Genomic DNA, 6,017 nt, shown 5'->3' on the forward strand with positions numbered 1-6,017 from the left:
ATTGTGCACTATATAAATTTTTTTTGTGCACAAAATTGTGCACATTTGTGCACTATGAAAAATTTTTTGGTGTGCACACGTGCACATCCAATTTAGAAAATTGTGCACACTAAAAAAAAATTGTGCACACGTGCACATTGTGCACATGAATTTTACACACTGGTGCTACCCAACAAATTTCCATCATTCACAATTCCATTTTCGGAGATATCCTCGTTAAAAGTTGAACTTCGAAAATTCGATAAAATTTGGTATGTTGACTCTTTAATGAAATTACATAAAATCGTACATAGTGAATTACTCTGAAAATTATGTATTATATTCTTCGATGTACGTGCTATAAGATATACCAATTTGAATTGGAATGGTTGTTGGTTGTCGAGTAATCCTTGTTTGAAATCGTCAACCAGGTAAATTTCGGAAATTCTTCGATTTCGTGATCGACAATCCGTATACTAAAATGGGCATACAGAAATTAACATAATGCCTTAAAATGTTATTTGCAATTTCTGTATTAATTGTAATTATTCATATTGTAATTGTCGTTCGGAGAGAAAAAGTCCTGACGGATATTGCTCAGAATGTGAATTGAAGTAATAAATACGGAAATATAAAAAAGCTCATTTATTTAAAGAAAACTAATTAATCAAAGAAGAAAAACTTATGTGACAAGGAATTAAATGTTTAAATAAGTTCAAATTCATAAACTATATAATTATTTTTACAAGTTTGTATATTACTGTATTTTATCAGGATTTTTACCAGTTACATTTGCATGTGTCAGCATTCTATAATTAATAGTGGAAAAAATATAAAAGATTACTTATTTGAAAGATTGATAGTTACCTTATCTATACTTTGTCGATGTTGTGAACATGAACAAAATGATGAAAATAAGGATGAGGTAAATAATAGTAAATTATTAATTAAAAAAAATATCAAATGTTAATATATCTTATAAATTTAGACAAACCATTTTGCAATCTATGAAGGTGGTTTCATTATTTCAAAGTTTGTGACAGACATTCTTTTTGCTGGCGTAGACGCAAATAGAATCAGTAATACGTTTATTGCTATAAGGTAATCGTATTCTGAACTAAATTAAATTTAAAAAAATATCAAAATATTTACAATGGCAAAATTTTTTCCTTCAAGTTTTGCATTTGTGATAGTCCCATTCATTGTAAATTTAGGATTTGCAATTAAAATTATTCTTAATGAACTTATAAAAGAACAAAAAGAAACCTCTGAAGAACAAAAAAAAGATATCTATGAATAGTTAAGAGCTAAAAAAAAAAAAATAAACTAGGTTTTGTAATACTTACAATATTAGCAGGAAGTGATCTCGGAGCTTTAGAAATATTGGAATCAAATTTACAAATTTTTGGGTTGAATTTTAATGTTGCGTTTTCTGATAAATCACATAATTTAATTTTTCATGGGGTTGGCTAGTCTTTTTACTGGAAATATTACAAACGTAATTATTAAGATGTGTAAATTCATTTTTTTTTATTTTGAATTTAAAATTTTAAAATATTAATTTAAATTTTAAATCAATAGAGTTTATTTTTGGATAAAGTGATTAATTTTAGTTATTTAACCATATTGAGTCTTTCATTAACTATTATAAGTGGCGCTTGGAAAGTTATTCAAAGGCGAAGATATTACAGGCCCACACACATAATAAGTCGATTACTTGGTCGGGAAACAAATAATTCATAAATAATTCGTCAATTCAAAAATGATTGGTGTATTAATGATCTTAAATTTGCACAAAATCAAGTAAATTGTGCTGTAGAGTTTTTAATCAAGGCCCACCCATTATATGGACCCCTGCAGCCGATGCTTTAACAGAGGGCCTCGCACACCTGCTAGGACCCATTACAGTTTTGTAATCCTCTTAGTTAGTTTCGTGTGACATACTCTGTTCCAGTATATTGGATTATATGGATTCCTACACCTGTATGCGAACCACCCATTTATATGGACCCCTGCAGCCGATGCTTGGGAAGAGGGCCTCGCACACCTGCTGGGACTCATTACAGCTTCTGTAATCCTCTCAGTTAGTTTTGTGTGACATACTCTGTTCCAGAAATCTATTTGTCAATACCCATTTCCGTTTTCTTATTATTATTTTTTACTCATCATATTTCATATAGACAAACTAAACTGCTTTGACTTTTCTTATAGATGAACATTCTAAGTGCGCTTACTTCTTATGACTGGTCTCACTTTGGTTGCCTCAAGTATTTAGCAAATGTGTGTTCACATCTAACATCAGAAGACCGTATTGAAATCTGTGAAAGTTATAAGGCTAAATTACGCTCAATAATCTCAAGTAAATCAATGCTCCAAAAAGCAAAGACAAAGGCCTTTAAGCTTGCTGAAAAAGCAGATCGCTTGTTTAACCGTAGCGAAATTACATTGTTTTTTAAAGAAACTTACAATATACTGTATATATATATAAATACAAAATATTACATAAAATACTAAAATGGAAAATTATTTGGCAAGACTAAATATCGAGAAGACAATGGCAAAGAAGGATAAGCCAGCGAATATGCAATTAGTTATATATTTATCCTTAGGATCATAATGGTGTGCCATTGGCAACATGCCGTGTAAAATTGCATAAAGCAAACCAGCCGTATCAACACCAGATTTTATTGTATTTTCTCGAAGTTCAACTTATAACGAGGATAACTCCTTAACCAACGCAGATTCATGCTCAAAATTAATTTTCCTGTTCTACATGTTCTCTCATTTTGGTGCACGTATCTCATTTCCCGCCCACTACAAAAATCAGCGTGTAAAAGTATTTTTCTCATCGGGTAATTTCGGAAAATGATCAATTTATTCACGTGAAAACGAAAATAATACGCTATTATCATTCATGAATAGCATAAATCTGAATATTTTATATTTTAATAATACCTTATCGTTATGAACTGAATATTAATCATGAAACTTCTTTTGATTAAGTTTCTAAATTTCCTGTATCTATTAAACTGAGTATAAATTTTATATATTGTTTAATGAATCTTCTTTGGAATGAGATTCTAAATTTTTCTGTATCAGTTAAACAGAGTATAATTTTATAAATTATTTAATGAATCTTCTTTTGAATATGATTCTAAATTTTTCTGTATCAGTTAAACAGAGTATTAATTATATTTATTAATTAATGAATCTTCCTTGAATAAGATTCTAAACGCGTGAAGACTTTTATAATTCAAAGCAGTCTGAAAGCAACTATTTCAGACTTTCAGTTAAACGGAATACTAATTATACAGTAAATTATTTAGTAGAATTTGGATATATATGTATCAAAACAGTTTGGGATATTCAGTTTTCTTATAGAATCAATATGATGTTTAATAACCTTTCGCGAATTATTTGAAAAATCTTATTAATATTAGATAAAAAGCATTTGATTGCATAACACAAGACTTATCTGACTTTTCCAAACTTTTTTAATCTTATCTATAACTATTAATTATAAGAACCTGCTAACCCATATTTATACATAATTTTATTGGATCTATAACTTTACTTAGAAACAAAAAGTAGAGTAAATAATGCTGATTTTAGGTTACATATAGAGAAACTGTTTTAAAAAATTGTTAAAATTTAGTACAAAAATTGGGCGTATGACTTAACGGCTAATCATATAACTCTATAAATTTAGTATTATATGTATCATTATCAGTTCTACAACTTTACTTATTCATAAAAAGCACATTTAGAATGCCAATTTTGTGTTTCATATAGAGAAACTGTAATCATAAAATTATTTATTTTTAATATTTTAAATCAAAGATTATTTAAAACTATTGCAATAACAATATTAATAAATTGATTTTTTAAAAAATAAAATATTTGAATATTATGATATCAATATATTAAATAATTATACCTGTTATAATATAATGTTGCATTATTTGTGAAACTTTATATCTGAATTTTTTTATATATAAAAAGATTCTTATTATTTTCAAAATGTGTTTGTTACTTAGATAATTGACAATATTATTTGGTATGATCTAATTTTTTAATTCCAGTTTTTTTTGTTACACACTACAAAACAATATGTCCTTATTTGTATTAATTTTTTTTTTTTTTAATAAATAAAAAAAAAATTTTTTCTTCCACTTGATAAGTATACGTATCATGGAAGAATTAAAATACCAATACGAACGATTAAGAAGCGAATATTTTCAATCAATCGTTAGAAACGAAAGAATCAAACGTAATTTTAAAGAAATTAAACGAAATTATAATGAAACTCCAGTTGAGATAACAGACGAACAAATTAACATAAAATTATGTAATATCAAAAATTTAAATATAAAAATTGAAATCAACGAAAACAAATGTGATTGTTTTTATTGTCAAAAAATAACATCTATGAATAGATGTTTCGTTTGTAATCGTCAATCCAATTTATTTTACGATATTAGTAGTATTAAATTTGAAGAAACAATTAAATGCTATTATTGTTATGAAAAAGATACTAAAAATATTATGTTAAATAAAGAAATGTTAGACACAGGAATTGAAACTTTATTAGAAATGAGCGGAGAAGGTGGGAATAATAAATATGACATAGAAGATATAAGAATTTTCAATGCTATGGATGAATTGAAAGAAAAACATAAAAATGATTCAATTGATATAAAAAAATTCTTCCTTTTATTTAGTCATTTATTACGTATGGCATATGATTATGAATTTGACGATATTTTTGAAATTTTATTTTTTCAAAAAACTGATATTACTATGTCAATTCGTCATAGTACTGAAGAAAATATTTTTAAAAAATATCTTTTCAAAGAATTTGTATTTTTCTTTATTATCAATTTTATTTTATCCTTATTATAAAAATATGTTATTATATTTTATTTATTAAAATAAATATTTAATTAAATTCTTCTTTGAATGCTCTGTTCACAGTTTTCTTCAGTAATAAATCTTGTTAAAGAATCGTCCAATCAAAATGAAAACAATTGAATACTTATCACAAAAATATTAGTACCAGCTTCAATTATGATTTTATATATTAAAAAAATTAGTTAATAAAAGCTTGCATAATATTATAATACTTTATAATATTGATATATTGATTTAAAATATAATTGAACGGACAACTTATATTATTCAAATTATAAATGATAAAAAAAAAAACTTTGCATTAATTATAATTTATCACTAATAATAATAAAGTATTTTTAAAATATTTAAATGAACCAACAAAAAACTTATAAATGAATTAAAATATGAAATGCAAAGAATTACGAAATAATTTGGAGAAATGTGCAATTGTTGCAACGATTTCCAGTTCATAGAATCACTTAGTATTATAGCTATATAAAGTCTTCATAGCGGGTATTGAATATTTCATTAACCCTTATATTTGCAATTTGGAAATTTATTAAAAAGCTGGAAGAATAAAGCTGGTTTGACTCATTTATTTAGAAATTGAAATTGAATACCAGAATAGTTGTAATGTTAATAAATGCATACATGTTATTCGAAATTTAATAACTAGTCACTAATTATGTTGATAGAAAACGTGCCTTTTTGGAGCCGGATGATTCTGATGATAATTCAGTAAAGAGCATACCAATTCGAAACTACGATAGCATTTATTCATATCATCACGATAGCTTATACACATATAAAAGTTTGGAATTATAGTTTTTCAAACATTTCATTATTGTTAAAAGTTTTATTTAGATATTTAAAAACAATTTTTTATACTAAAATACTATGAAATTTCATATAAAAATAAAATAAACAAGAGATAATAGTTATTGGAAAGTTATTGAATGATAAATTATCAAAAAATTGAGAAAGTTTCTAATATATAAATTTGTTAAAAGATAAAAATAAAAAATGTCTAGTTACATTTATCATTATATATCGTCGGAGACGCTCTTGAAGACGAGCGTATTTTTTGATTTGATTGTTTCATGACCTTAATGATGAGGAAAAAGGCATAAATCTTTCTTCGTAAT

The 6,017-nt window shown here is 25.7% G+C and carries 1 protein-coding gene; it reads left to right on the top strand.

Features of this window, described 5'->3' with window-relative positions; genetic code table 11:
- Positions 1–4,524: 4,524 nt before the first annotated feature.
- The gene (locus DMG62_00435) at positions 4,525–4,881 is read left to right on the top strand and encodes a hypothetical protein (protein PYY24973.1); all 357 of its coding nucleotides are present in this window, start codon (positions 4,525–4,527) and stop codon (positions 4,879–4,881) included.
- Positions 4,882–6,017 lie beyond the last annotated feature (1,136 nt).

It is taken from the genome of Acidobacteriota bacterium, from assembly GCA_003225175.1.
In the GTDB taxonomy this organism is placed as follows: domain Bacteria; phylum Acidobacteriota; class Terriglobia; order Terriglobales; family Acidobacteriaceae; genus Gp1-AA112.